This is a genomic window from Haloferax chudinovii (genome assembly GCF_042663345.1).
GTDB classification, from domain to species: Archaea; Halobacteriota; Halobacteria; order Halobacteriales; family Haloferacaceae; genus Haloferax; species Haloferax chudinovii.
In genome coordinates this window covers 55,578-79,855 of record NZ_JBHTAB010000011.1, presented here as the reverse complement: position 1 = coordinate 79,855, position 24,278 = coordinate 55,578, and the positions used below count along the sequence as shown (strand labels likewise).

At 69.4% G+C, this 24,278-nt stretch carries 25 protein-coding genes, 1 tRNA gene and 1 pseudogene; 12 read left to right on the top strand and 15 right to left on the bottom strand.

Annotation, left to right across the window (positions count from 1 at the left end):
* The first annotated feature begins 95 nt into the window (after positions 1 to 95).
* Positions 96 to 854, top strand: coding sequence for an NAD-dependent protein deacylase (locus ACFQI8_RS16885; RefSeq protein WP_390246849.1), 759 nt, complete (start codon positions 96 to 98; stop codon positions 852 to 854).
* Between the two features lie 219 nt (positions 855 to 1,073).
* Positions 1,074 to 3,137: a hybrid sensor histidine kinase/response regulator gene (locus ACFQI8_RS16880; protein WP_390246847.1), complete on the top strand. Its 2,064-nt coding sequence runs from the start codon at positions 1,074 to 1,076 to the stop codon at positions 3,135 to 3,137.
* A gap of 24 nt (positions 3,138 to 3,161) precedes the next feature.
* Here ACFQI8_RS16880 and ACFQI8_RS16875 read toward each other — a convergent pair whose 3' ends face one another.
* Entirely contained in the window at positions 3,162 to 3,578 is a 417-nt protein-coding gene (locus tag ACFQI8_RS16875) for a DUF5518 domain-containing protein (RefSeq protein WP_390246845.1), read from the bottom strand.
* A gap of 109 nt (positions 3,579 to 3,687) precedes the next feature.
* Here ACFQI8_RS16875 and cofH point away from each other — a divergent pair, with 109 nt between their 5' ends.
* The 3 genes from cofH (at position 3,688) to ACFQI8_RS16860 (ending at position 6,349) form a co-directional block, all read left to right on the top strand.
* Positions 3,688 to 5,055 (top strand): 7,8-didemethyl-8-hydroxy-5-deazariboflavin synthase subunit CofH, encoded by a 1,368-nt coding sequence (gene cofH, locus ACFQI8_RS16870; RefSeq protein ID WP_390246843.1) that lies wholly within the window; start codon positions 3,688 to 3,690, stop codon positions 5,053 to 5,055.
* A gap of 1 nt (position 5,056) precedes the next feature.
* Positions 5,057 to 5,605, top strand: coding sequence for a metal-dependent hydrolase (locus tag ACFQI8_RS16865; protein ID WP_390246841.1), 549 nt, complete (start codon positions 5,057 to 5,059; stop codon positions 5,603 to 5,605).
* A 141-nt stretch (positions 5,606 to 5,746) separates the two neighbouring features.
* The gene (locus tag ACFQI8_RS16860) at positions 5,747 to 6,349 is read left to right on the top strand and encodes a hypothetical protein (RefSeq protein WP_390246839.1); all 603 of its coding nucleotides are present in this window, start codon (positions 5,747 to 5,749) and stop codon (positions 6,347 to 6,349) included.
* Positions 6,350 to 6,384: 35 nt separating this feature from the next.
* Here the strand turns inward: ACFQI8_RS16860 and cofG are convergent, their stop codons facing one another.
* The 6 genes from cofG to ACFQI8_RS16830 form a co-directional block, all read right to left on the bottom strand.
* Entirely contained in the window at positions 6,385 to 7,551 is a 1,167-nt protein-coding gene (gene cofG, locus ACFQI8_RS16855; RefSeq protein ID WP_390246837.1) for a 7,8-didemethyl-8-hydroxy-5-deazariboflavin synthase subunit CofG, read from the bottom strand.
* Between the two features lie 322 nt (positions 7,552 to 7,873).
* A complete protein-coding gene (gene cofC / locus ACFQI8_RS16850; protein WP_390246834.1) occupies positions 7,874 to 8,503 on the bottom strand; it encodes a 2-phospho-L-lactate guanylyltransferase in 630 nt (209 codons plus the stop codon).
* Positions 8,504 to 8,509: 6 nt separating this feature from the next.
* Positions 8,510 to 9,304: a hypothetical protein gene (locus ACFQI8_RS16845; protein ID WP_390246832.1), complete on the bottom strand. Its 795-nt coding sequence runs from the start codon at positions 9,302 to 9,304 to the stop codon at positions 8,510 to 8,512.
* Positions 9,273 to 10,460 carry a tubulin/FtsZ family protein gene (locus tag ACFQI8_RS16840; protein WP_004969204.1) on the bottom strand — a complete coding sequence of 396 codons (1,188 nt, stop codon included), beginning with the start codon at positions 10,458 to 10,460 and terminating at the stop codon, positions 9,273 to 9,275. The genes ACFQI8_RS16845 and ACFQI8_RS16840 overlap by 32 nt, the downstream gene beginning before the upstream one ends.
* A gap of 211 nt (positions 10,461 to 10,671) precedes the next feature.
* Positions 10,672 to 11,577, bottom strand: a complete 906-nt coding sequence (locus ACFQI8_RS16835; protein ID WP_390246830.1) for a complex I NDUFA9 subunit family protein — start codon at positions 11,575 to 11,577, stop codon at positions 10,672 to 10,674.
* Between the two features lie 145 nt (positions 11,578 to 11,722).
* The gene (locus ACFQI8_RS16830) at positions 11,723 to 11,968 is read right to left on the bottom strand and encodes a hypothetical protein (RefSeq protein WP_390246828.1); all 246 of its coding nucleotides are present in this window, start codon (positions 11,966 to 11,968) and stop codon (positions 11,723 to 11,725) included.
* An 85-nt stretch (positions 11,969 to 12,053) separates the two neighbouring features.
* On the opposite strand from ACFQI8_RS16830, the gene tmk reads away from it, so the two are divergent.
* Positions 12,054 to 12,647: a dTMP kinase gene (tmk, locus tag ACFQI8_RS16825; RefSeq protein WP_390246826.1), complete on the top strand. Its 594-nt coding sequence runs from the start codon at positions 12,054 to 12,056 to the stop codon at positions 12,645 to 12,647.
* Positions 12,648 to 12,665: 18 nt separating this feature from the next.
* On the opposite strand, the gene ACFQI8_RS16820 is transcribed toward tmk, so the two are convergent.
* The gene (locus ACFQI8_RS16820) at positions 12,666 to 12,986 is read right to left on the bottom strand and encodes a hypothetical protein (RefSeq protein WP_390246824.1); all 321 of its coding nucleotides are present in this window, start codon (positions 12,984 to 12,986) and stop codon (positions 12,666 to 12,668) included.
* A 150-nt stretch (positions 12,987 to 13,136) separates the two neighbouring features.
* Here ACFQI8_RS16820 and ACFQI8_RS16815 point away from each other — a divergent pair, with 150 nt between their 5' ends.
* Positions 13,137 to 14,183 carry a thiamine pyrophosphate-dependent dehydrogenase E1 component subunit alpha gene (locus tag ACFQI8_RS16815; protein ID WP_390246822.1) on the top strand — a complete coding sequence of 349 codons (1,047 nt, stop codon included), beginning with the start codon at positions 13,137 to 13,139 and terminating at the stop codon, positions 14,181 to 14,183.
* 15 nt (positions 14,184 to 14,198) lie between these two features.
* Here ACFQI8_RS16815 and ACFQI8_RS16810 read toward each other — a convergent pair whose 3' ends face one another.
* Positions 14,199 to 14,432 carry an Lrp/AsnC ligand binding domain-containing protein gene (locus tag ACFQI8_RS16810; RefSeq protein ID WP_390246820.1) on the bottom strand — a complete coding sequence of 78 codons (234 nt, stop codon included), beginning with the start codon at positions 14,430 to 14,432 and terminating at the stop codon, positions 14,199 to 14,201.
* A gap of 108 nt (positions 14,433 to 14,540) precedes the next feature.
* Between ACFQI8_RS16810 and ACFQI8_RS16805 the strand changes: the two genes are divergently transcribed.
* A complete protein-coding gene (locus ACFQI8_RS16805) occupies positions 14,541 to 15,224 on the top strand; it encodes a potassium channel family protein (RefSeq protein ID WP_390246817.1) in 684 nt (227 codons plus the stop codon).
* A 2-nt stretch (positions 15,225 to 15,226) separates the two neighbouring features.
* Entirely contained in the window at positions 15,227 to 15,463 is a 237-nt protein-coding gene (locus tag ACFQI8_RS16800; protein ID WP_390246815.1) for an Lrp/AsnC ligand binding domain-containing protein, read from the top strand.
* 61 nt (positions 15,464 to 15,524) lie between these two features.
* Here the strand turns inward: ACFQI8_RS16800 and ACFQI8_RS16795 are convergent, their stop codons facing one another.
* The 5 genes and pseudogenes from ACFQI8_RS16795 to ACFQI8_RS16775 all read right to left on the bottom strand — a co-directional run bounded on the left by ACFQI8_RS16795 (position 15,525) and on the right by ACFQI8_RS16775 (position 18,188).
* On the bottom strand, positions 15,525 to 16,022 hold the full coding sequence (locus tag ACFQI8_RS16795) for a DUF5813 family protein (RefSeq protein WP_390246813.1): 498 nt from the start codon (positions 16,020 to 16,022) through the stop codon (positions 15,525 to 15,527).
* A gap of 503 nt (positions 16,023 to 16,525) precedes the next feature.
* Positions 16,526 to 16,702: a DUF8015 family protein gene (locus ACFQI8_RS16790; protein WP_390246811.1), complete on the bottom strand. Its 177-nt coding sequence runs from the start codon at positions 16,700 to 16,702 to the stop codon at positions 16,526 to 16,528.
* Positions 16,703 to 16,753: 51 nt separating this feature from the next.
* A pseudogene (locus ACFQI8_RS16785) lies at positions 16,754 to 17,535 on the bottom strand (tetratricopeptide repeat protein).
* A gap of 182 nt (positions 17,536 to 17,717) precedes the next feature.
* Positions 17,718 to 17,802, bottom strand: a tRNA-Leu gene (locus tag ACFQI8_RS16780).
* Between the two features lie 41 nt (positions 17,803 to 17,843).
* Positions 17,844 to 18,188 carry a ferredoxin gene (locus tag ACFQI8_RS16775; RefSeq protein ID WP_390246809.1) on the bottom strand — a complete coding sequence of 115 codons (345 nt, stop codon included), beginning with the start codon at positions 18,186 to 18,188 and terminating at the stop codon, positions 17,844 to 17,846.
* Positions 18,189 to 18,478: 290 nt separating this feature from the next.
* Between ACFQI8_RS16775 and ACFQI8_RS16770 the strand changes: the two genes are divergently transcribed.
* Positions 18,479 to 21,043 carry an extracellular solute-binding protein gene (locus ACFQI8_RS16770; protein WP_390246807.1) on the top strand — a complete coding sequence of 855 codons (2,565 nt, stop codon included), beginning with the start codon at positions 18,479 to 18,481 and terminating at the stop codon, positions 21,041 to 21,043.
* A gap of 109 nt (positions 21,044 to 21,152) precedes the next feature.
* On the top strand, positions 21,153 to 22,511 hold the full coding sequence (locus ACFQI8_RS16765) for a hypothetical protein (protein ID WP_390246805.1): 1,359 nt from the start codon (positions 21,153 to 21,155) through the stop codon (positions 22,509 to 22,511).
* A 44-nt stretch (positions 22,512 to 22,555) separates the two neighbouring features.
* Here the strand turns inward: ACFQI8_RS16765 and ACFQI8_RS16760 are convergent, their stop codons facing one another.
* Positions 22,556 to 23,074, bottom strand: a complete 519-nt coding sequence (locus tag ACFQI8_RS16760; protein WP_390246803.1) for a peptidylprolyl isomerase — start codon at positions 23,072 to 23,074, stop codon at positions 22,556 to 22,558.
* Between the two features lie 207 nt (positions 23,075 to 23,281).
* On the opposite strand from ACFQI8_RS16760, the gene ACFQI8_RS16755 reads away from it, so the two are divergent.
* Entirely contained in the window at positions 23,282 to 24,259 is a 978-nt protein-coding gene (locus ACFQI8_RS16755; RefSeq protein ID WP_390246801.1) for a bile acid:sodium symporter family protein, read from the top strand.
* Positions 24,260 to 24,278: the final 19 nt, after the last annotated feature.

The window sequence follows — 24,278 nt, the reverse complement described above, 5'->3', positions numbered from 1 at the left end:
TGCGTATCTCGACCAGTGACGAGGCGAATCTATGCACGAACGCGCTCACCGAGCGAATCGTGTCGCTTTTTCGCGGCTGTCCCGTCCGTTGGGCTATGGACGCTGCCCTCGAATCAGACGCCGCGTGGGTCGCCCGGCGACTCCGCGAGGCCGACACCGCCGTCGCCTTCACCGGCGCGGGGATGAGCACCGCCTCGGGCATCCCCGATTTCCGCGGCGACGACGGCATCTGGGAGACCGAGTTCGACCCGGCGTCGTTCCACCGCGACCGCTTCGTCAACGACCCCGCCGGCTTCTGGCGCGACCGCGTCCGCCTCCAAGCGCGCATGTTCCCCGACGGCGTCAAGCCGAATCCCGGTCACGAGGCGCTTTCGGGCCTCGAATCGCGAGGTGTCCTCGACGCGGTCGTGACGCAGAACACCGACGGCCTCCACCGCGAGGCAGGCTCTGACCGCGTCGTCGAACTCCACGGGAACGCCGCGGAGGTCGTCTGCGAGGACTGTGACGCTCGAACCGACGCCGAACCCGCGCTCGAGACGGTCCGCGCCGGCGACGCGCCGCCTCGGTGCGAGGACTGCGGCGGCCTGCTCAAGCCCGGCGTCGTCCTGTTCGGCGAGCGCCTCCCGCGAGTCGCCTACAGCGAGGCGAACCGCCTCGCCGGCGACGCCGACGTGTTCCTGTCGCTCGGGTCGTCGCTGACGGTCCATCCCGCGGCGGGCCTCGCCGGCCGGGCCGCCGAGGGCGACTCGCTCGTCGTCGTCAACTTCGACGCGACGCAGTACGACGACCGCGCCGACCGCGTCGTCCGCGGCGACCTCGCGGCGTTCCTCCCCGAAGTGGCAAAACGAGTCTGAGCGCGGTCGCGAGCCCGCGCGACCGCACGCCAGCGAGACCGCGAGACCGCCGTGTCAGGCGTCGAACAGCTCGGCTCGCGGTCGTCAGGTCCGCCTCGGTGTCCTCGGCCATCGGGCCCCTCGCCCACCTCGCTCGCTGGGGATAGCTGATGGTAGAATGTCACGAACTGCCGTCGCACTCACCAATCAATTGATACTGGTTCCCAGTCATATCGATGCATGACTCGGTCACCCTCGCCGGGTGCGCCGGCGGGGACGGCACCGTCCGTTCTCTTCGTCGCTCCCGACCGCACCCGGGCGGACGCCGTCGCGGCCGCGCTCGACCGCCACGACGTGTCTGTCACCGTCGAATTCGACCTCGGGACGGCCCTCGGGCACGTCACCGACCGGACGGTCGACTGCCTCTTGATTCCCGGTCAGTTCGGCCAACACACCGCCGCCGACGTGGTCGCAGTGGTCCGCGGCCGTCACCCGGAGGTCCCGGTCGTCCTCCTCGGCCCCGGTCGGCCGGACGCCGACGGCGACGGCGACGGCGACGCGGTCGCGGACGACCCCGCGGTATACCGCTTTTCGGACGACGTCGACTCCATCTCCTACGACCGACTCGCCGACCGCGTCCGGGCGGCGGTCGCCCGCTACCGTAGCTCGCAGGCCCAGCGCACCGAACGCGACATCGTCTCCCGACTCGAACGCCGGATTCAGCGCACCGAGCGCAAGATAACGTCGCTCCACGGCGTCGCCATGCGGCTCGCGTCGGCCTCAGACGCAGACGACATCTACGCGGAGACCGTCGAGGCCGCAGAGCGCATCCTGGACCTCGATATCTGTTTCGCCTTCGAGGCCGAGGCGGACCGCTTCGTCCCGCGGGCGCAGTCGTCGACGCCGACCGACCGCGACCTCCGACCGGTCCCGAAAGACGCGGGCGCGATGGGCGAGACGTTCCGCACCGGCGAGTCCCACCGCGCGGTCGACATGGAACTCCACGCGTTCGGCCGCCCGGAGTTCGGCGACTACCGCTCCGGCCTCAGCGTCGCCATCGGTTCGTTCGGCGTGTTTCAGGCGGTCTCCGAACAGACCGGCGCGTTCGACGAAATCGACCTCGAACTCGCGGAACTCCTCGTCGCCCACACGAACGCGGCGCTCCAGCGGCTCAGCTTCGAGCGCCGGCTTCGGGTCGAACGCGACCAGTACGCCGCCCTGTTCGAGAACAGCGCCGACTGCATCATCGACTCGGAGTTCGTCGACGGCGAGTCCGTCATCCGCGCGGTGAACCCGGCGTTCGAGGCGACGTTCGGCTACGACGAAGCGGCGGTCGTCGGCCGCGCCATCGACGACGTGGTCGCGCCGGACGACCGTCTCGACGAGGCCGCGAAGCTCACCGAGATGGTCCGTGCCGGCGATTTCGTCCAGACGGAGGTGCGCAGACAGACCGCCAACGGCGAGCGGGACTTCCTCCTCCGGTCGGTCCCGGTCGGCGAGGACACGATATACGCGGTGTACACGGACATCACCGCGCGACGGGACGCCGAGCGCGAGATGAAGGCCCAGAACCGCCGGCTCGACGAGTTCACGAGCGTCGTCTCTCACGACCTCCGCAACCCGCTTGCGGTCGCCACGGGCCATCTCGACCTCGCCCGCGAGAACGTCGACAACGACCACCTTGCGGCGGTGGCGCGGGCGCACGACCGGATGAACGCGCTGACGGAGGAACTGCTCGTTATCGCGCGGCAGGGCACCGACGCGTTCGCCACGACGACCGTGTCCCTCGCGGAGACCGCAGAGCGGTGCTGGGAGCACGTCGAGACCGGAGACGCGACGCTCGTCGTGGCGTCCGACCGGACCGTCGTCGCCGACGCGGGCCGGCTCCACCAACTGTTCGAGAACCTGATTCGGAACGCTGTCGAGCACGGCTCGACAGGCAGTCGGATTTCATCCGACGACGCCGTGGAACACGGCTCGCCGGAGCAAGCCGGCTCTACCGACGGCGGCGACGACGCCGACACCGTCGACGCCGACGACCGTCTCACCGTCACCGTCGGCGCGCTCGACGACGGTTTCTACGTCGAAGACGACGGCGCGGGCGTCCCGCCCGAACTCCGCTCGCGCATCTTCGACACCGGCTTTTCGACCGGCACCGCCGGCATCGGCTTCGGGCTGACAATCGTCTCGAACGTCGCCGACGCCCACGGCTGGACGATCTCGGTAGTGGAAAGCGCCGCGGGCGGCGCTCGCTTCGAGTTCACCGGCGTCGAGTCCGAGCCCGAGTCTGAGTCCGAGTCCTGAGTCCCGGGGCGGACCGAACCGGACTCAGGCGAACTCCTCGTGGAGGTACGCGCCGAGGTAGCCGCCGAGCGCGCCGAGGCCGACGGTGTAGAGGAGGAGCGCGCCGAGGCCGAACAGCGCGACGACGGCGATGCCGAGGATGCCGAGGCCGAACCCGCGCGGGCCGACGCCGATGGCGAAGACGCTGAAGAAACCGAGAACGACGACGCCGAGAACGACGCCGATGAGGCTCACGAACAGCCCCGAGACCGCGCCGGACTTCACGCCGAGTTCGCGGTCGCTCCCGGTCAGGTAGCCGGCGACCGCCCCGCCGAGGACGGTCGACCCCGGAAGCGGCGAGAGGACGACGCTGGCGACCGCGCCGACGAGCGCCGAAAACAGCAGGCTCTCGCGGTCGTCGCCGAGAGCGGACTCGGTTTCCGAAGACGGGGTGTGTTCCATGCCCGACATAACACGGTCGGAGGGCCTAACGCTTTCTCCGCCGCGGCGACCCGCGGTCGGAGTTCCGGTACCGCCCCGCTTTTACGACCGTGGCGCGTTGCCAACGAGCATGACCGGTGCCGCCCACGACTTCGGGTTCGACCACGTCCCGGAGACAGACCAGTCGTTCGAGAACGCCTTGGCGAAGGCGCGAGCGGGCGAGCGCCTCACGGTCGCCGACGGCGTCGAACTCATCACGACGGGGACCGACCGCGACGGAATCGACGCCGAACGCAAGGAGCTCGTGCTCGAAGCCGCCGACCGGCGGCGCGCCGAGATGGTCGGCGACGACGTGACGTTCGTCGCCAATCTCAACAACAACGTGACGACGGCCTGCAACACCGGCTGTCTGTTCTGTAACTTCAAGAACACCGCCCACCTGTTCGAGTCCGACTCCGACGCCGACCACGGCGGCTTCACGAAGACGCCCGCCGAGTCCCGCGATATCGTCGCGGACGCGGTCGAGATGGGCGTCTACGAGGTCACGTCCGTCTCCGGCCTCCACCCCGCGCTCGTGCTCGACGAGGAACACCGCGAGATTCTCGAAGCCTACGACAACCCCGCCGCCGAGGTGAACTACAAGCCGCCCGAGGCGTACGACACCGACCCCGCGAGCTACGCCGAACAGCTCTCGGCGATGTCGGTTGACGGCGCGCACGTCCACTCGATGACGCCCGAGGAGGCCCACCACGCCAAGCGCGGCACCGACTGGAGCTACGAGGCGATCTACCGCCGCCTCGCCGACGCCGGCCTCGCCAGCGCCCCCGGCACCGCCGCGGAGATTCTCGTCCCCGAGGTGCGCGAGGTCATCTGCCCCGGGAAAATCGGGACTGACGAGTGGGTCGCCGGGATGGAGGGCGCGATGGAAGCCGGCCTCGACGTCACGGCGACCATCATGTACGGCCACGTCGAGACCGAGAAACACCGCGTGCTCCACCTCGACGTGATTCGCGACCTGCAGGACCGCTACGGCGGCATCACCGAGTTCGTCCCGCTGTCGTTCATCCACCAGAACACGCCGCTGTACGACCGCGGCCTCGTGACCGGCGGCGCGTCCGACGACGAGGACGAACTGATGGTCGCCGTCGCGCGGCTCTACCTCGACAACGTCGACCACATCCAGTCGTCGTGGGTGAAGTTCGGGAACGCGAAGGCGCTGAAGCTCCTCAACTGCGGCGCGGACGACCTGATGGGGACGATTCTCTCCGAGGAGATAACGAAGCGCGCCGGCGGCGGCTTCGGCGAGTTCCGCTCGTTCGACGACTACGTCGACATGATAACCGCCATCGGCCGCCGCCCGGTCGAGCGCTCGACCGACTACCGGACCCGCCGCCCAATCGATATTGACGACGGCCCGCACGGCCCGATGCTCGGCCCGCGCGCCGACGGGACGCCGCTCCTCGACGGCCGCCGCGACCCGGCGACCGCCGACGACTGAGATGATGGCGACCACCCACGCGGTCGCGGGGCTGACCCTCGCCGTGCCGCTGGTCTGGGTCGCGCCCGAACTCGCCACCGCCGCGGCCGTCGGCGCGCTCGCCGGCGGCGTCTTCCCCGACCTCGACATGGTCGTCGGCGTCCACCGCAAGACACTGCACTTCCCCGTCTACTACAGCGGCGCGGCCGCGGTGGTCGGAGCCGTCGCCGCCGTCTCGCTCTCGACGCTCACCGTCGCGACTGCCTTCTTCTTCATCTCGGCGGGGCTCCACTCCGCGTCCGACTGGCTCGGCGCGGGCGGCGAACTCCGGCCGTGGGACCGGACCTCCGACCGCGCGGTGTACGTCCATCCCGCGAAGCGCTGGCTCCGGCCCCGCTATCTCGTCCGCTACGACGGCGCGCCCGAAGACCTCGCGCTGACGCTCCTGTTTTCGGTCCCCGGCTTCCTCGCCTTCTCCGGGGGCGTCCGCGTCGCCGTCGCGGTCGGCGTCGCCGTCGCGCTGTTCTACGCGGGGTTCAGAAAGCGGATGCCCGAGTGGTTCGGCATCTGAGGCGCGGCGTCCGCGAGGACGACCGCGCCCGCGGGGCGGCCCGCGGGTGTTCGACTCGACCACGACACTCATACGTCTCGGTCGCCGAGTAGGCGAAGCGATGGCGATTCGACGACTTCGACCGGGGGCGGTCGCCCCGTGATGGCCCCGACGCACGTGGCGATGAGCCTCGCGCTCGCCGCCGCCGTCGCGGTCGTCGCCCCCGCGGCCGCGCCCCTCGTCGTCGCGGCGGCGCTCGTCGGCGGCGTCTTCCCCGACCTCGACATGGTCGTCGGCGTCCACCGGAAGACGCTCCATCAGGTCGAGGCGTTCGTCGCCGGCTCGGTCGGAGCGGGCGCGGGCGCGGTCCTCACTGGCGACCCGCTGGTCGCGGCCGCGGCGACTGGCTTCGTCGCGGCGGCGCTCCACTGCGCGGCCGACTACCTCGGCGGCAGCAGCGAGGCCCGCCCGTGGGAGGCCCGAACCGACCGCGGCGTCTACGTCCGCAGTCTCGGCGGCTGGGTCGAACCCCGACGCCTCGCCGCCTACGACGGGTCGCCCGGCGACCTCGCGCTCGCCGCGGCGCTGTCGGTTCCGGGGTTCCTGACGCTCGGCGACGGCCCGCGGGGGGTTCTCCTCGCCAGCCTCGCCGTCGGCGTCGCCTACACGCTCGTCAGAAAGCGCGTGCCACAGCTCTCGGGGCGCGCGCCCGCCGTGACCGCCGCGGTCGTCGCGCTCTACTCAGTTCTCGTCCGGCGTCGGTAGCAAACGACATCACACGACCGACGGCCGCGGCGCTCTCACCGCGGAATCGACAGCGGACCGTCGCCGCGAGCGACGTTTCGGAACCGCCGGCCGTGAACGTCGTCGGCTTCCAGCCGGTCGGTAATCGGGTCGCGGAGCCACTCGCACTCCGGCGCGTTCTCGCGCGCGTTGTCGGCCTCATCCGCCGAGCCGTGGGCCTCGTCCGGCAGGAACCGCTCGTAGACGGGCAGTCGCTCGCGGAGCGGGACGCCCGCCTCGTCGGCGATGTCGGCGAGTTCTCGGAGCGCGGGCCACTCGTAGTCGGGGTTGACGTAGTCCTCGGTGACCGGCGAGACGCCGCCGAGGTCGTCGACGCCGCACGGGACGAGGTCGGCCGCCGCCGAGAGGTTCGGCGGCACCTGTACCGACACCTCCTCGGGGAGCGCGACCCGCGCCATCGCCACGACCCGGCGCATCGCGTCGAGCGACGGGCGCTCGTAGTCCGACCGCTCGTTGGGGACGACGTTCTGGACGATGACCTCCTGTATGTGGCCGTAGCGCTCGTGGAGCGCGCGGATGGCCAGCAGGCTCTCGGCTCGGTCGCGCCACGTCTCGCCGATGCCGACGAGGATGCCCGTCGTGAAGGGGACGCCCACCTCGCCCGCGGCGCGGATGGTGTTGAGCCGCTGTCCCGGCGTCTTCCGGCGGTTCCCCGAGTGGGCGGCCACGTCGGCGGTCGTCTCCAGCATCACGCCCATGCTGGCGTTCAGGGGCGCGAGGTCGGCGAACTCCTCGCGGGTCAGGTCACCGGGGTTCGAATGCGGCAGGAGGCCCTCGTCGAGCGCGACGTCGCACGCCGCCGCGAGGTAGTCGAGGATGTCGTCGTAGCCCCACTCGTCGAGTTGGCGGTGAATCGCCGTGTAGCGCTCGTCGGGGGCGTCGCCGAAGGTGAAAAGCGCCTCCGTACAGCCGGCGTCCGCGCCCGTGCGGACCGTCTCGCGGACCTCGTCGAGGGACATGAGCGTCGCCTCGCCGGGCACGTCGTAGTAGGTGCAGTAGGTGCAGGTGTACCGGCAGGCGGTCGTCAGCGGGACGAAGACGTTCCGCGAGAACGAAAGCGACGCCGGCGCGTCGGCGTCGTCGGGGGTGACGGCGAGCAGTCGCTCCACGTCGGCGTCGTCGATAGTCAGGTTGACTCCGTACTCGTCGGCACCCGGGAACATACCTCCCGGTGTGTGACGAGCCACTAAAAGCGTGTCACTCGCGGCCGATACGGTGGGTGTTCGAGACTGCGGCGGCAGAACGGAAGTGGAGCGCGGGCCGGATAGTTGGTGCCAGACACGTCTCCGGCCCGTCCGAGGCGCCGTCAGGCGCTCGCCCCGAGTTGGTTGCGAGTGAGACTCGCGTCGTCATCGCGACGTTCGGACTCCACTTCGACTCTCGCGTCGTCTTCGCGACGCGGAGCGCGCGGCGCACGTTGCCTCAGTTCCCGCCGGGCAGACAGACAGCCGCGCCAGACAATGTTTATCGCGGACCGTTAAGGTCCTATCGGCGAGCGCGGACGGCCTCGACCCGACCGGACCCGCGTTCGAGCCGGACGCCAGCGTCGACCAGCCACTCGCGGGCGCGACCCTCGCCGTGGACGAGCACCTCGACGAGGTCGCTCGGCTCGTCCACGTCGACGGCGAGCCGCATCGAATCCACCTCGGCGAACGAACAGCCGACGTCGCGGGCGATTCGCCGGTGGTCGAGGATGGACGCGCCGTGGTAGTCCACGGAGAAGTCTGGGTGGCGGACGACGAGCGCGTTCGTGCCGCCGCCGAGACCGGGCGCGGCGACCACGTCGCCGTCGGTTTCGAACAGCCGCGCGAGCGCCGCGGGCGTCGCGAGCGCGAGGTCGGCCATGACGACCGCGACGGGGTCGCCGCCGAGTTCGTCGCGTTCGGCGAGTTCGTCGCCGACGACCTCAGTGAGCGGCCGGTCGTCCACGGTGACGGATGCCCCGACCGAGACGGGCGCGTCCGCGACGACCGCGGGGTCGCCGCCGGCCGCGCGGACCGCGTCGAGCACGTCCCGGAGCATCGAGACCGCGAACTCCCGTCGCTCGTCGGCGTCGAAAAACGGGGCGAGTCGGGTCTTCGGCTCGCGTCCCCCGAAGGGAACGACGACTCGCACGGAGAATCAGCCCAGTTTGTCGTAGCTCGTCTGCTGGGACCGCCAGTAGAGGAACCCGCCGACGATGAGCGCGACGACGAGCAGACCGCCCGCCGCGTAGATGAGCAGTTGGGTCGTCTGACTCGACTGCCGAGCCTGATTCGCGTTCGTCTCCGCCTCGTTGGCGAGGTTCGTCGCGAGGTTGAACTCCTCGCCGTTGAACGCTTCGACGGCGTTGTTGAACGTCTGCTGGGGTTGTTGCGTGTTGGCCCCACTCGCACGCTGAATCGCGGCCTGCGCGCTGTCGAGTTCGTCGCGCGCGGCGGCGCTTTCTTCGGTGTAGTGGTGGACCGTCCACGAGTCGATATCGTTACTGGAGCCGCCTTCGCGGGTCTGGTCGAGCGAGATTATGGTGAACGTCTGTGCGGGGTCGTAGCTGAACGACTCCACCTCGGGAACGATTCCCGTCACGGTGACCTCCACTTCGCTCGTCCCGTCGGCAGTGGCGATCTGCGCGCCGCTGAAGTTCTGCCCGTCGAAGGACTGCTGGTCGACTCTCGCGCCCGTCTGGTCGTAGTACGCGACGGTCCACGTCACGTCCTCCAGGTCGGTCTGGCCCGCGAGCGTCCACGATTCGAGTTGCGGACTCCGGTACAGTTCTTCGAGGGTGACCGACGCGGTCACTTGCGAACCGACCTGCGCCTCGTCGGGGACGTCGTCGGACGCGACGCTCACCGCCCCTGCCTGCCCCGCGAGGGCCGACAGGAGTACGACGAGCGCGAGCGCCAGCTTAGAAAAGCGACTCCAGTTCGTCTTCGTCATCGTTTATGAGGGTCTCCAGATTCGAATCGCTTTCTTGACGGATCTCTTCGATGTTGTCCTGCGCTTCGATGGCGACCTGTTGCAGTTCCTTGATGCGCGGGACGTTCGTCACGCCCGACAGGAGGATGACACTCGCCACCTTCTCCGCGCCCGGGATGGGGTAGTCGCCGCCGCGAACTTCCATGGAACCGGTCTGCTCTTCGATCCACTTCCGCCCGCGCTCTATGCCTTTCCGATTCAGATGCTCCGGGGGACCAGCGAGGACGAGCAGTGCGCGCTCCGCGCCTTCGATCTCACACGGGAGCGTGAGTCGACCGAGCGCGGCCTTGCGGACGAGGCTCGTGATGCGGTTGGTCGTGTGCGCTGTGTCGAGGTTGTCGTCGGGCTCGTCGCCGCCCGTCAGCCGAGACAGGAGGCCGCCGCCTTTGTTCTTCCGCGGTTCGACGCCCTCGGAGGCGTAGCCGACCGTCGAGACGCCGCCGCCGGCCAGCGTGTTGATGATCTCCGACGAGTCGACGACGGACTCCGCGACTTCCTGTCCGTCCTGGACCTCGCCGGCACCGAAGAGCACGCCGAATCGGTTGACGATCTCCGCGTTGATCTCGTCGTATCCCCCTTGGACCGACTCGCCGGTCTTCCGCCAGGCGTCGTTGTCGAACACGAGGAGGTTGTCGACCTCGCGGACGAACGTCTGGAAGGAGCGCGCGGCGTTGAGCGTGTAGATGCCACCCTCGTCGGACCCCGGCAGGATGCCGATCCCGTAGACGGGTTCGGTGTAGATGCGCTTGAGATGTTTCGCGAGGACCGGCGCGCCGCCGGAGCCGGTGCCGCCACCGAGCCCGGACACGACGAGGAAGGCGTCGACTTCGTGGACGGGGATGCTGTCGATGGCACCCTGTACCTCGTCGATGTCCTCCTCGGCGATTTCGGCACCGAGTTCGTTGTCCGCACCGACGCCGTGTCCCTTCACGCGGGACTGGCCGATGAGGACGCGCTGGTCCTTCGGGATGTTCTTCAGTCCGAGCAAGTCAGCCTTCGCGGAGTTCACCGCGACCGCCGCGCGGACGATTCCCGCGTTGCGTTCCCGGTCGTACTCGACGAACTTGTCGACTACTTTTCCCCCGGCTTGCCCGAATCCGATCATTGCGAGCTTCATAGGTTCAGTCCCCTCGCCATTGCGTGAATGGCAGTACGAACGCGGACATAAGCGTTGTGATGGGGAAGTGTACCTCAAGCATCAGATTATCGGCGAAAAACGGCGACTCGAAACCGATGTTAATCGGTCATTATCCCCGGAGAGCGCCTCATACCGGCGAAATAGGCCGCAGTTCACGACCGCTTAACCTCGGAGAACGGTTGGTGCGCCGTCAGTTCCGCTCGGCGAGGTACGAGGCGAGCGTCTTCATCGACGACACGTCGACGCCGAAGACGTCCACGTCGTTCCGGTCGGTCGTGTTGTCGAACTGGAGCGAGCGGTACTGGTCTTTCCCCATCGGGAAGCCCGGGACCGCCCCGAGGACGGTCAGGCCGACGCCCGCGAGACCCATCGGGAGCGGAACGATGGTGATGGACTTGTTCTCGGCGTCGTACACCATCTCCGTGATTTCGCGGAGCGTGAGCTTTTCCGGGCCGCCGATGCGGTAGGTCTCGCCGGCGTGTTCGTCGCCCTCGACGGCGTCGGCGAGCATCGGCACGAGGTCGCCGACCCAGATGGGTTGGAACCGCGTCTTCCCGTTGCCGGGAAGCGGGTACAGCGGGACGCCGGGCGCGAACATCCCCTTGAGCCGCTTCGTGAAGGAGACGAACTCGCCGCCGTCGCCGAAGACGACCGACGGGCGGAAGATGACCCAGTCGAGCCCCGACGACTTGACCGCCCCCTCGGCTTTCCCCTTCGAGCGGATGTAGGCCGTGTCGCCGTCGGTGTCGGCCCCGAGCGCGCTCAGCTGGACGAGTCGAGGCACGTCGTTGGCCTCGGCGGCCTTCACGACGTTTTCGGTCCCCTGCCAGTGGACGATGTCGTGCATCCGATTGCCGCCGCTCGGCTCGAAAAGCGGCGAGAGCGCGACGAGGTTCACGACCGCGTCCTTCCCCTCGAACGCGCCCGCGATGGAGTCGTAGTCCGTCACGTCCCCCATCGCTTTCTCGACGCCGTCGGGGAGGTCCTCGCTGTTCGGACTCCGCGACATCGCGGTCACGCTGTGTCCCCGCGACTGCAGTTCGCGGCAGAGATGGCTCCCGATGAATCCGCTTCCGCCGACAACAAGGACTTTCATGCCATAATATTCGGCGGAATGAGGGTAAAGCTAACGGGAGAATGAGGTCGATTTCGCCGGCGGACGTTCCGATGGGAACGACTGTCGCTCCGGCGGGCGCGCCGGCCCGAGACCCCGGCCCACGCTGGGCCCCTCGCGGCCGCGCTCAGAACAGCACCGAGGGCGCGACCGACCCGTCTGTGCGTTTCACCATCCGACCGATTCGGTCGTAGATAACGAGCTCTTCGGCCGCCGCGGGCCACTCGTCGGGCGCGTCGTTCGGGTGGTCGACCTCCGACTGCTTCGTCGCGAACGCCGGGTCAGTCGGGGACACCAGCTCGTCGAAGCGGACGACGCTGTACTGTTTGTCCCTCGGCCGGAGGTCGTCCCACCGCTCGCGGGTGGGTGCCACTACAGCGTATATCGGTCCGCGTTGACATTATCGTTGCGGCGGCGCGCTTCGGCGCGCTTTTTCCGGAGCACCGAGTTGATGGGGTATGCTCGTCACGCTCGAAGGGCTCGACGGGAGCGGGAAGACGACCGTCTGGGAGGCGCTCCACGACGCGTACCCCGACGCCGTCTTCACGCGCGAGCCCACGTCGGACTCGTGGTACGGAGAGGCTGTCAACCGCGCCATCGACGACGACGACGCCGACCCGCTGGCCACGCTGTTCCTCTTTACCGCCGACCACGCCGACCACCTCTCGCGGGTCGTCCGGCCCGCGCTCGCCGACGGGGACCTCGTCGTCTCCGACCGCTACTCCGACTCGCGGTACGCCTATCAGGCGGCCGCGCTCCGCGACAGCGACCTCCGCCGCCCGATGGAGTACATCATGGGCATCCACGCGGCCTTTACCCGCCCGCCGGACAAGACCATCTACCTCGACGTCGACCCCGAGACGGCCGCCGCGCGGAGCGGTTCGACGAACAAGTTCGAACAGGCGGCGTACCTCGCGGACGTGCGCGCCAACTACGAGCGACTCATCGATGCCGAGCCGGAGCGGTTCGTCCGCGTCGACGCGACGCAGTCGCCGGAGGCCGTGCTCGACGCGGTCGAGGCGGCGCTCGAAGAGATTCTCGCGGAACGCTAACCGCCGACCGCTCGCGCCTCACCGCGAGTTCGGGAGGTTCTCGTACGCTTCCGGCGGCGGAACGTAGAGCGTGTCGATGGTGAAGCCGAGCGCGAGCGGCATCCCTATCATCACGCCGAGCGCCGCCGTCGGACTGCCGAGGTCCACGCCGATGCTGAAGACCCCGGAGAACACCAGCGTCGAGACGAAGAGCACGAGCGGGATGAGAAACAGGGCGTACAGGACGGACCCCCACCGCGTGTTCAGTCGCAGGCGGAAAAAGCGGGTCATGACCGCCGCGATGAGGGTGTGGAGGACGATAACCGCGCCCATGAGCACGAGGTTGACCACCGAGACCATGACCGACTTAGGGGGGCGGTGGTCTTTGGCCTGTCGCTCTCGGCGACCCGCTCGTCCCGCGCCGCCTGCTGTCGAACCGCCCGACTCGGACCGCCCCGGACCGTCCCGCAGACGGGTGACGTTTATCACGAAGGACCGTGACTCACCGCCATGCACCGACTCATCGCAGAGCGCGGGCTGGACGACACGGGTTTCACCGCAGACGACGCCCGCGCCGCCCTCAGCGACATGATTCGAGCGCGACGGTTCGACGAGCGTGCACTCGCCCTCCAGCGACGCGGGTGGATGAGCGGCTACCCGCCGTTCCGCGGACAGGAGGCCTCCCAAATCGGGGCCGCCCACGCCATGGGCGACGACGACGTGTTACTGCCGACCTATCGGTCCAACGCCCTCCAACTCGCCCGCGGCGTCCCGCCGAGCGATATCTTCCTCTTTCGGCGCGGTCACGCCGAGTACGATTCCGACCACGACGTGCCGGTGTTCCCGCAGGCGGTTCCCATCGGGAGCCAGATTCCCCACGCCGCCGGCGTCGGCATGGCCGCGAACTACCGCGGCGACGACCGCGCGGCGCTGGTCTGTTTCGGCGACGGCGCGACCTCCGAGGGCGACTTCCACGAGGGGCTGAACTTCGCCGGCGTCTTCGACGCGCCGGTCGTCTTCTTCTGCGAGAACAACGGCTGGGCGATTTCGCTCCCCCGCGAGCGCCAGACCGCGAGCGAGTCCATCGCGGCCAAGGCCGACGCCTACGGCATCGACGGGATGCAGGTCGACGGCAACGACCCGCTGGCGGTCAGGGAGGCCGTCGAGCGCGGCTTCGAGAAGGCGCGCGCCGGGGAGCCGGTGCTCATCGAGAGCCTCACCTACCGGCAGGGGCCGCACACGACCGCCGACGACCCCTCGCGCTACCGCGACGACGAGCCGGAGCTCCCCGAGTGGCGGACGCGCGACCCCCTCGACCGCTTCGAGTCGTTCTGCCGCGAGGAGGGCGTCGTCGACGACGCGGCCGTCGAGGCCATGCGCGACGACGCGGACGAGGAACTGCGCGAGGCAGTCGAGCGCGCCGAGGCGACGCCCGAGCCGGGGACCGACGAGCTGTTCGACAACGTCTATGAGGAACTGCCGCCGGAGCTCGCCCGCCAGCGCGAGGACCACGTCGCGTTCGTCGAGCGCAACGGGCCGTTCGACATCGAGCGCTGAGCCGCGTTCGGCCCCTCAGTCGTCCAAGGAGATGTACGTCTTCGTGTCGGCGACGCCCTCTAAGCTCTGCACGCGACTCGACGCCGTCTTCAGCACCTCGTAGACCGCGTCGGTGTCGACCTCGGCGATGACGTCGTACGCGCCCGCGACGATGTGGGCCTCGGTCACCGTCTCGAAGTCGCGGATGGGACCGAGCAACCGCTCCGACTCGCCGGCTCCGGTCTTCACCATGATGAACGCGTGAACCATGCGTGAGATATTCTACCACTGTGGTCAAAAGCCTTGCTTCGACCGGGGACGGCCCGCTCGCCCCAACCGGGGGAAGGTTATTTGCCTCCGCCGACATACCGTCTTATCATGCGGTTCGTTATCATTGGTGCTGGACGGGTTGGGCTGCGCACCGCTCGCGTCCTCCGCGAGGAGGGTCACGACATCGTCTTGGTGGAGTTGGACCGCGACCGGGTCAAGCGGGCCCGCGAGGCGGACTTCGACGTGGTCGAAGGCGACGGCTCCCGCGAGGAGGTGCTCGTCGAGGCCGGTATCGAGGCAGTCGACGCCCTCGGTGCGCTCACCGCCGACCTCAACGTGAACTTCGCGGCCTGCATGATCGGCAAGCACTTCGGCTGTCGGACGGTGCTCCGGGTCGACGAGGACTACCGCGAGGAGGTGTACCAGAAGTACGCCAAGGAGGTCGACGAAATCGTCTACCCCGAACGCCTCGGCGCTATCGGCGCGAAGAACGCGCTTCTCGGCGGCTCCATCCGCGCCATCGCCGACATCGCCCAACACCTGCAGGTCATCCTCGTGACGGTGACGGAGGGGTCACCGATGAACGGCTACAGCATCGAGGAGGTGGCGCTCCCGGCGAACGCCCGCATCCTCGCGTTCGGGAAGAAAGACGAGCCGATGGGTATCCCGCTTTCGGACGACTCGCTGGAGACGGGTGACCGCGTGGCCGTCCTCGCGGACTTCGACGTGCTCGACGACGTGCGACAACTGCTCGTCGGCGACGAAGTCGCCACCGCGGCGGGGGGTGCGTGACGATGGTCTACGCCTACATCATGGTCAAGGCCGCGCCCGTCTCCGGCGGCATCGACCAACTGAAACAGGACCTCTTGGCCGTCTCCGACGGCATCGTCAGCGTCCACATCGTCGCCGGCGACGTGGACTTCATCGTCAAAGTCGAGGTGGAATCGCCCACCGAAGTAAAGGACATCGCCGGCGGCATCCAGTCGGTGTCGGGCATCGAAGACACCCAGACGTACATCGCGATGGACTGAGTCGGCGCACGTCCCGCGCGGCGGCCCGAACGGGCGCGACTCGACCCGTCCCGACTGTTCCTCAGAAGCCCGCGCCGGCGGCGTCTCTCGCGTTCTGGATGAGGCTCGTCACCGGTTCGCCGTAGTCGTAGCCGGGGATGATACCCTCGACGAACGTGCCCTCGACGTAGTCGATGACCGCGCCGGCGTCGTCGACGCCGCGGCGCTCGTTGATGTCGGCGAAACTCGCCCGAACGACCGCCTCGTCGCCCGCCCGGGTCACGTCGGGGTCGAGGTCGTGGTCGCCGGCGACGACGCCGCCCACGTCTTCGAGGCGGCGTTCGAACGTCTCGTACCAGCCGTCTTCGACCACGGGGGCCACGTCGTCGGCGACCGCGGAGAGCATCGGGACGCGGACCTCCACGTCGAACTCGACGTGGCCGCTGTCCTGCGCCGCGACGCCGACAGTGCCGTCGAACGGCGTCGTCACGGACTCGAACGTCTGGTCGTCGACCCGCTCGAACGACCCGTGGTCGCCGAACGCGCGGCGGACGCGACCGGGGATGTCGTCTTCGCTCATACCCGGACGAAGGTCCCGACGGGAGAAAAGCCCGTTGTGTCGCGAGCCCGCTCGAATCGCCCGTCTGCGGCGGTTTTGGGCGAATGGCGGCACGTTTAAGTATCTCGCCGCACTCCGTTCAGGTGACGCTTCGCTTTGGAGGGCCGAAGCGTCAGCGGGGACCAATCTAGGGCGGCATTCGCCGCGCGGGCCGCTCCCGTGCGGCTGCCTATCCCTTTCTCACGAAACTCACACCTGAGAGCCGCCGGCTCGCGTTCGCGCGCTCGAATCGAACACCGACCCGAGCGACAGCCGAACAGTAACACTCCGCCAGCGACGCGGCCGCGTCAGGTCTCGCCCGGACCGTCGCCGGCAGGTTCGCGTTCACCCGAGTCGGTTCGGTCCTCGACAGACACGTCTCCGCCCGAGTCGTCGGTGGCGAGGTCCAGCGTGGCGAGCTTCATGCCACTGAGAGAAAAAACGGCACCCGTCTCACGTACCGAGTTACGAGTTCCGAGAACCGGCTACAGTTCGCTCGCGGTGACGCCGAGCGCGAGGGCGGCGGCACCGGTCGCGCCGCCGCCTGCGGCCACCGACGTCGGGAGGGTGGACACGGCACCGACGACGGCCCCCGCGAGGAGACAGACGGCCATGCCGAGGAGCGCGGCGTCGAATCGCGTGATGAGGTGTCCGGGCGTCACGACTAATTACATCTCATTATTCGAACTGTCAAAATAGTTGTGGGTGCGGCCCTACTCGCCTCGCTCTCTCACGTCCGGGTCAGCCGCGTCGGCGGCGGGCTCGCGCGTCTCGGCCTCCGCGTCGCGGGCGCGTTCCGGGGCCGCGCTTTCCCGCGCTTCGGTCTCGCTCTCGACGGCGTCAGCTTCGAGGAACGCGTGGATCGCTCGCGTTCGCCCCGCACCGAGGCGTCGCGCATCCCGAGGGCGATGGCGGCGTCGAAACAGCGGACTGCCTCCTCGTGGAGGCCGCGCTCGGCGAGGAAGAAGCCGCGGTTGTACCACGCCTGCGGGAGCCGCGGGTCGAGTTCGACGGCGCGCTCGGCGCGGTCGAGCGGGGCCGACGAGTCGCCGAGTTCCCACAGCGCGTACGCGAGGTTCGTCTCCGCGGCCGCGGCGTGTTCGCCGTCGCCGTCGATGCGGAGCGCCTCGCGGTACGCGCCGACCGCCTCGTCGTACTCGCCGAGTTGGGCGTGGGCGACGCCCCTGTTCACCCACGCCTCGCACGCCGTCGGGGAGTCCTCGTCGGCGTAGGCGACCGCGCGTCCGAAGCTGTCGACGGCCTGCTCGTACTCCTCGACGGCGGCGTAGGCCAGTCCGACCTCGACGAGCGCCGCCGGGTCGACCGCCTCGGGGTCGATTCCCGCTTCGTCCACCAGTTCGGCGAGGGCGTGGTCGTCCGCCGGGTCGACGAGCCGCCCGTTCACCCGGTACGTCGGCGGGTCGAGGTCGAACCCATCGTACGGCTCGCCGAACCCCTGCCCCTCCGAGTAGCGGTGTCTGCGCGTCGAAACCATTCGTACACTTGGCGGGGAACCGGGATAACGTGGTCGGGGCCGCCGGCTCGACGTCTCGTCTGAGCGCCGGACGCGTCGCTCCCGCGTTCACGCGCGACCGGACGCGTCGCTTTGTTCGCTCCGCTCCCGAGTTCAAATTCGTCGTTGGGTTTTCACGCCTCGCCGTCGCTCGGCGATGAAAATGCGGGGGACGAGATTCGAACTCGCGAACCCCTACGGGAGCGGATCTTAAGTCCGCCGCTTTTGGCCTGGCTCAGCCACCCCCGCGCACTCTTCCGTTCTTCGAGGGGGTGAAAAGTGCTTTCGCTTTACCAGTCGACGGAAAGCGTCCCGTCGCCGTGCGGGTTCGGCGATAGCTCCTCGTCGGTCCGGCGGTCGATGACGTGGATGACGCCGCGGCCCTTCTTCGCCGGGCAGACCTCCGCCGCGTCGACGTTCTCGTCGAGTTCGTCCTCGCCGACGAAGTAGGATTTGGCGCGGGCGAGGCCGGTTTCGAGGTCCATCTCCCAGTTGTCGGCGACCTCCGCGCACCGGCCGGCCCCGAAGCACTTGTTCGCCTCGAAGATTATCTTGTAGGGCTTTTCGTCGACCGGTGGGGCGTTCTCGTCGGTTCCGAAGTCGCTCGGCTTCGGACGGTCGGACTCCTCGCTCATCGTCGGCCCTTGCCGCGCGGTGGTCTTTGCGCTGTCGGTCGCGCGGCGACACCACGGGCCGGCCCCGCGCGACGCCTCGGTGTTCTGGTACGTCCTCCGAAGCGCATCTTCCGCGCGCTCTCTCGGAGACACGGCGACTGTACGTACTGTATTCTCTTCGGGGAATCCGGACTCAGTGGGGCGCTTCCGACGACCGGGACGTCGGTGAATCCACCGACAGTCACGAATCTGTTCTCAGATATGATACCCGAGGGCGTGGTCTTATCATCAACCAGAGAATTTCTGGACTAATGGACGACGACAGCCACCTCCGGAGCCGAGTGTCGTCGGTTCGCGCAACCGTCCGGGCCGCGCTCGGTTCGCGCGCGACCGAAGACGAATCCGAATCGGACGCCGCAGACGCGCCGGCGCACGAGGACGCGCGGAGCGACGGCGGGGGACCCCCCTCGGTCGTCGCCGAGTCGGGCGGCGGGGACTCGCACCCCGTCGTCGACGGTGCCGACGCGTCGTCGCCGTCGACCGCCACCGCGCTCGACGACCTCGACGACTTCTCCGCGGCTATCGAACGCTGTATCGAGGGCGACCTGACGGTCCGGGTCGACGTCCCCGACGACCCGGCGCTCGCGCGCCACGCCCGCGCTCTCAACAAACTGTTCGAGGAGTGGCAGACCGCCATGCGGACCGTCGACGCCTTCGCCGACCAGGTCTCGGCGTCGACCCGAATCGTGGCCGACGCCGCCGAGGAGAGCCGCGAGGAGAGCCGGTCGGTCGCAGGCTCCGTCGACGACATCGCGGCGGGCGCGCGCCGGCAAAGCGAGAGCGTCGAGGAGGTCGCAGACGAGATGCGGAACCTCTCGGCGACCATCGAGGAGGTCGCCGCCTCCGCCGACGAAATCAGGCACGCGACCGACGAGGCCGTCGCGCGCGGCGACCGCGGCAAGCGCGCCGCCGAGACCGCCATCGACGAGTTGGCGGCCATCGGCGAGCGGACCGACGCGACCGTCGAGCGCGTCGCTGAACTCGACGACCGAATCGACGACATCACCGGCATCGCGACCAAAATCTCCGATATCGCGGAGCAGACGAACATCCTCGCGCTCAACGCCTCCATCGAAGCCGCCCGCGCCGGCGACGCGGGCGCGGGCTTCGCCGTCGTCGCCGACGAGGTGAAGGCGCTCGCCGAGGAGACGCAGACCGCGACCGCCGACATCGAATCGACCATCGAGACGGTTCGCGCGGAGTCGGCCGCGACGGTCGACGACATCACCGACACGAGCGACCGCCTCGACGAGGGGAGCGAGACGATTCAGGACGCGCTGTCGGCACTCGACGGCGTCGTCTCCGACCTCGAGGAGACGAACGGAAGCCTCCACGAGATTTCCGACGCCACGGACTCGCAGGCGGCGACCTCCCAAGAGGTCGTGAGTCAGGCCGACGGCGTCGGCGAGATAAGCGACGAGACCGCGGCGCTCGCGGTCGACGCCGCGGGGTCGGCCCGTCGGCAGACGGTGTCGCTCTCGGAGGCGGTGGCGAAGATTGGCGCGCTTTCCGACCAAGCCGACCACCTTCAAGAGTCCATCGACGACTACCGCCTCCACGGCGAGGCGAGCGAGTCGCGCCAGACCGTCGTTCAGTTCTGGCACGGCATGTCCGGCGACAAGGCCGAGGTTCTGGAGTCGCTCGTCGACGAGTTCAACGCCGACCACGACGGCGTCCGCGTCGACACCGCGTCGAAGGGGAGCTACCGCGGCACGTTCGACGCGACGCTCGCCGCGGCCCGGTCGGGGACGCCGCCGACCATCGCACAACTGTACGAGGTCGGCACCCAGCGCGCCCTCGACAGCGGGGCGTTCACCCCGGTCGAGTCGGTGCTCCCCGACGGGGCGTCCGCGGGCGAACTCGTTCCCGAAATCGCCAACTACTACCGCCACGACGGCGCGCTCTGGTCGATGCCGTTCAACGCCTCCAACCCCGTGTTGTACTACAACGCCGACGCGTTCGAGCGAGCTGAACTCGACCCCGACGACCCCCCGGGGACGTTCGACGAGGTCACTTCGGCCGCGGCGACGCTGAAGGCGAGCGGGAACGTCGACTACGGCGCGACGTGGGCGAACTACAGCTGGTTCGTCGAGCAGTGGTTCGCCGCCGCCGGCGAGTGCCTCTTCGACGCCGACAACGGGCGGAGCGGCACCGCCCGCACCTCGCACCTCGACGGCCCGGTCGGAACGCGGGTGTTCGAGTGGTGGCGCGACCTCGAACGCAACGACCTGCTGTACGACCCCGGCGTCGAGGCCCGCCGGGACGCGCGCGAGGCGTTCCTCGACGGCCGCGCCGCGATGCTCGTGGACTCCAGTTCGAGCGCCGCGTCGGTCGTTCGCGGGGCCGCAGACCGCGGGTTCACCGCCGAGGTCGGCCGGTACCCCGCCCCCGAGTCGTCGCGCGAGGGCGTGGTCGTCGGCGGTGCGTCGCTGTGGGTTGCAGACGGCGTCGCATCCCGGAAACGGGCCGCCGCGGGCGAGTTCATCGCGTGGCTCACCCGGCCCGAACAACAGCGTCGCTGGCACCGCCGGACGGGCTACTTCCCGGTCCACCGCCGGACGCGGGACCTCCTCCGCGACGACGGCTGGTTCGACGAGCACCCCGGCTTCGCGGTCGCGTTCGACCAACTGGCCGAGACCGACGACACGCCGGCCACCCGCGGCGCTCGCGTCGGCCCCTTCACGACCGTCAGGACCATCGTGTCGGAGGGGCTGTCCGAACTGTTCGACGGCCGCGACCTCGACGCCGTGTTGGCGACGATGGACGAACAGGTGTCGGCCCGCCTGTCGGAGTACGAGAACGCGACGGACCGCTAACTCGGCGAGGTCGGGACGGGCTCGACCGCGTCAGTGCCGCCCGAACCCGACCGACCCGCCCCTCAGCGCCCCCGGTGATTCTTTCGCCATCGAGCCCTAACTTCGGGCGATGCGGCAGTCCCGTCGCTCGCGTTTCGGGGACCTGATTCGCGCCGCCAGTCCCAGCGACCGCCGCCGGTTCCTCGCCGACCTCTGGGCCGCCCGCGGATGGGCGACGACCGTCGAAAGTCACCTCGTCGTCGCTCGCAGAGGCGACCGAACCGACCGACTCGCGGTGGTCTCGCGCTCGCGGTTCCGCCCGTCGCCGTCGGTTCCGGCCGAGGCGACGGTCGTCGTCGCGCTCGGCGACCCCGCGCGAACCCGGCGCGCGGCCCCCAACGACGCTCGGATTCTCTCGGTCGACGACCTGTACGACCTCGTCCGGTACGGTCTCCCGGAGGGCCGCGGCGACGACCTCGTCGCCGACCACTTCGGCGTCCGACTCGCCGACCTACCGGGTGGCGACGGCGGTGCCGGCGGCGCTGACGACTCGGGCGGGGCGTTCGCGTCGCTCCGTCGGCGGCTTTCCTCGCTCTCGTCGCTTCCGGTCGCGCCGCTTGTCTTCGTCGCCCTTCTCGTCGCGGCGGTCGTCGTGACCGCCGGTCCGGGTGGCGTGCCGGTGCTCGGCGAGGCGTTCGGCGGCCAGCAACCACCGTCCTCGACGCCGGCCGCGACGACGACCTCCGAGCCGATGCCGACTCCCGAATCGCGGGCGGTCGCCCCCGGCGTGAGCACCGCGGGCGTCGAGAACGCGACGCGCCTCGCGGCGGCCCACCGCCGGGCCGCGGCGAACCGGTCGTACCGCTGGACGCTCGGCTACCGCGAGTCCATCGCCGGCGACGAGACGGGCCGCGAGGTGGAGGTCGTCCGCGTCGAGGCCCCGAACGTCTACGTCTCCGAGGTGGGTCGCGCCGGACAACTCAGGGCGTTCCCGCGCCCGACCGCCTCGGAGGACTCCTACGCGGACGGGACCACGCGCTACGCCCGCCGCCCCGCCGAACCGGACGGTGTCGCCGCCCGCGTCCTCGACGCCGACGTGCGCGACGGACCGGGACGGCAGGCCTCGCGCGCCGCCCGCTACCTCGAGTGGTACCTCTCGGCAGACGAGACGAGTGTGACGCGCGTGGAGCGCGCGGCGAACGCGGCCGCCGAACCTGAACCCGAACTCGGACCCGCGCTGTACCGAATCGAGGGCCGCGGCACCGACTTCCCGCGGTCGCGCGGCTATCGGGTCCAAGCGGTCGTCGAAGAAGACGGGTTCGTCCGCTCGATGCGCGTCACCTACGAGACCCGCGACGGCCTCGGCGTCGAGGTCTGGTTCGCGTACGACGCGGTCGGCGAGACGACGGTCACGCGACCGGCGTGGCTCGACCGCGCCGGCGGGTCGACCGGAGGCCGGACCGTCGTGCCAGCGAACGCGAGTAGATAGCGTCCGGGCGCGTACCGCCGGTCGAGGTGATGGCTTTGAGGCGCTTACTGCTCGATATCGACCGATTCGAGGACCACGTCGGACACCGGCTTGTCGTTGCTGTCGGTCGGGACCGAGCCGATGTCCTCGACGACGTCCATGCCGTCGGTGACCTTCCCGAAGACGGCGTGTTTGCCGTCGAGGTGGGGCTGGGCGTCGAGCGTGATGAAGAACTGCGAGCCGTTCGTGTTGGGGCCGCGGTTCGCCATCGAGAGCACGCCGGGGCCGTCGTGGCTGAGGTCCGAGTGGAACTCGTCGTCGAAGGTGTAGCCGGGGCCGCCGCGGCCGGTTCCCGTCGGGTCGCCGCCCTGAATCATGAACTCCGAGATGATGCGGTGAAAGAGGATGTCCTCGTAGAGGGGTTCGCCCTCCATCGTCTCGTCCGTCTCGGGGTGGACCCAGGTCTTCTCGCCCGTCGCGAGGCCGACGAAGTTCTCGACCGTGTTCGGGACCTTGTCCTCGAAGAGTTCGACCGCGATGTCGCCCTTGTTCGTGTGGAGCGTGGCCGTTGGGTTGTCGCTCATACTCGCCCCGTCGGGCGGGCGAGTGAAAACCGTGCCGCCTTCCGGTTCGTCACCGGTGGCACGACCCTTTGTCCGCCGTCGGTGACACGTTCGCGCTCGGCCCGCGTCGTCCTGTCGGCTTTCCCGACTGTCACACCGACAGACGTTTTCCTCCCCCGCGACCGAGTGGTGTGAGATGACACCACAATTCGACGGAGGGCGGTCGGAATGAACGCCCGCTCGACTCTCGAACGCCTGTCGGAACTCGCAAACACCTACTTCGTCGGCCTCGTGCTCCTCGCGTCGGCCGCCGCGTTGGCGCAACCGGACCTGTTCACGTGGATTGCGCCGTACATCTCGCCGCTCCTCGGGCTCATCATGCTCGGGATGGGACTGACGCTCCAGCCCGTGGACTTCCGTCGACTCGCGGAGCGCCCGCGAGACGTCGCCATCGGCGCGCTCGCCCAGTGGCTCATCATGCCGACCGCCGCCTACGCGCTCACGGTCGTCCTGTCTCTCCCGCCGGAACTCGCCGTCGGCGTCATCCTCGTCGGCGCGGCCCCCGGCGGCACCGCCTCGAACGTCATGGCCTACCTCGGGAAAGGCGACGTGGCGCTCTCGGTCGCCATCACGACCGTCACCACGCTGGCCGCGCCGCTCGTCATGCCCGCGTGGGTCGTCGCGCTCGCCGGCGAACAGCTTCAGGTCGGCTTCATGGACCTGTTCGTCAACATCGTCCAAATCGTCTTCATCCCGGTCGTGCTCGGCTTCGCGCTCCGCCACCTGCTCGACCGCAACGCGCCCGACGTCGCCGAGGTGGGCCTCGACGTGTTCCCGCTCGTCTCGGTCCTGAGCATCGTCGCCATCGTCGCGGCCGTCGTCGGCCTCAACGTCGACACCATCCTCGGCGCGGGCGCGGCCGCCATCGGGGCCGTCGTCCTCCACAACGCCATCGGCCTCGGCACCGGCTACGGCACCGGCCGCCTCGCCGGGATGTCCGAGGACCGCGTCCGGACGACGACGTTCGAGGTCGGCCTCCAGAACAGCGGGCTGGCGGCGGCCCTCGCGCTGTCGTTCTTCTCGCCCGCCGCCGCCCTGCCGCCCGCGCTGTTCAGCGTCTGGCACAATATCACCGGTCCGCTCCTCGCGAGCTACTTCTCCCGGACCGCGAGCGATTCGCCCGGTGGGTCGCCCGCTGACGACTGAGACCGCCGGGAGATACGCG